Origin of the sequence: Novacetimonas maltaceti (genome assembly GCF_002906255.1) — a bacterium.
Lineage (GTDB): Bacteria > Pseudomonadota > Alphaproteobacteria > Acetobacterales > Acetobacteraceae > Novacetimonas > Novacetimonas maltaceti.
The window spans coordinates 1-1,412 of record NZ_POTC01000131.1 but is presented as its reverse complement, the minus strand read 5'-3'; the positions used below and the strand labels follow the sequence as shown (position 1 = coordinate 1,412).

Here is a 1,412-nt window from a genome sequence, read left to right as displayed (position 1 = left end):
GGGGTCGTTTGCGGGAGGGGGCGAAATCCTACGCTAAGCTGAGAACGCGCTTCCCATAATCCCTGAGCTCGCCCTTCGGTCCGACATATCTGTATAGAGTGACGCGCTCGATCCCGAGTTCCTTGCACAGATCGGAAACAGACGTGTCGCGCTGCGCCATGGCGGCCTGGGCGAGACGCACCTGTGCTTTGGTCAGGGCGAATTTTCGCCCTCCCTTTCGTCCGCGCGCTCTGGCTGCGGCAAGGCCAGCCATGGTGCGCTCGCGGATCAGATCCCGCTCGAACTCGGCCAGAGTGGCAAAGATACCGAACACCATGCGGCCGGATGCGGTTGTGGTGTCGATCTGAGCGCCTTTTCCGGTCAGCACACGCAGGCCGATCCTGCGGTCTGACAGATCCTTCACGGTGTTGACCAGGTGGGCGAGCGAGCGCCCGAGGCGATCGAGTTTCCAGACCACCAGCACATCGCCGTCGCGCAAGGATTTGAGGCATGCAGCTAAGCCGGGCCGATCATCGCGGCTACCGGATGCACGATCATCATAAATATTACCTGGCTCGATACCGGCGGCACGCAGGGCGTCGTGCTGGAGGTCGAGGGATTGGGAACCATCGGCTTTGGAGACGCGGGCATATCCGATCAGCATGTTTCTTAAACGTTGGTTTGAAGCGGTGACGAACATGAGCACATAAGCTTGCACTATTGTGTATCTTAACCAGCATCGCAATCAAACTATCTCAAACCTTACCTTGGAAAGAATAAGGAGCATGTATGCCGCGTCGCGTGACCCTGACCGATCGACAGCGCGAGGCGCTGTTTCACTTACCGGTCGATCAAGGTGATCTGCTGCGGCACTATACCCTTAGCGATGAGGATCTCGGGCATATCCGCCAGCGCCGGCGCGCCCACAACCGTTTCGGCTTCGCGCTGCAACTGTGCGTCCTGCGCTACCCGGGCCGGGTACTCACCCCTGGCGAGCTGATCCCGGCACAGGTATCGGATTTCATCGCGGCCCAGCTCGGGCTGAGCCGTGACGATCTACTCCTCTATGCCGCGCGCGAGGAGACCCGGCATGAGCATCTGGCGGACCTACGCCGGATCTACGGCTATCGCTCCTTTTCGGGGCGGGGCGCACGGGATTTGCGCGATTGGATCGCTCGGGAAGCCGAGGCGGCGACATCGAATGAGGATCTTGCCCGTCGCTTCGTTGCAGAGTGTCGCCGCACCCGCACAATCCTTCCCGGTTTCTCAACGATTGAGCGCCTTTGTGCCGATGCACTGGTCAAGGCCGAACGCAGGATCGAAGATCGTATCGCCCATCGCATAACACCAGCCCTGAGCGAGAATTTGGCTCATCTGTTAGAGAATACGGTGGATGGTCGCATCACCCGCTTCGTATGGCTGCGACAGTTCGA

The 1,412-nt window shown here is 59.9% G+C and carries 2 protein-coding genes; one reads left to right on the top strand and one right to left on the bottom strand.

Features of this window, described 5'->3' with window-relative positions; translation table 11 throughout:
* Positions 1-28: 28 nt before the first annotated feature.
* On the bottom strand, positions 29-643 hold the full coding sequence (locus KMAL_RS16625; protein ID WP_010512305.1) for a recombinase family protein: 615 nt from the start codon (positions 641-643) through the stop codon (positions 29-31).
* 125 nt (positions 644-768) lie between these two features.
* On the opposite strand from KMAL_RS16625, the gene KMAL_RS16620 reads away from it, so the two are divergent.
* Positions 769-1,412: DUF4158 domain-containing protein (locus tag KMAL_RS16620; protein WP_146044265.1), on the top strand; the 644-nt coding region annotated here is incomplete at its 3' end.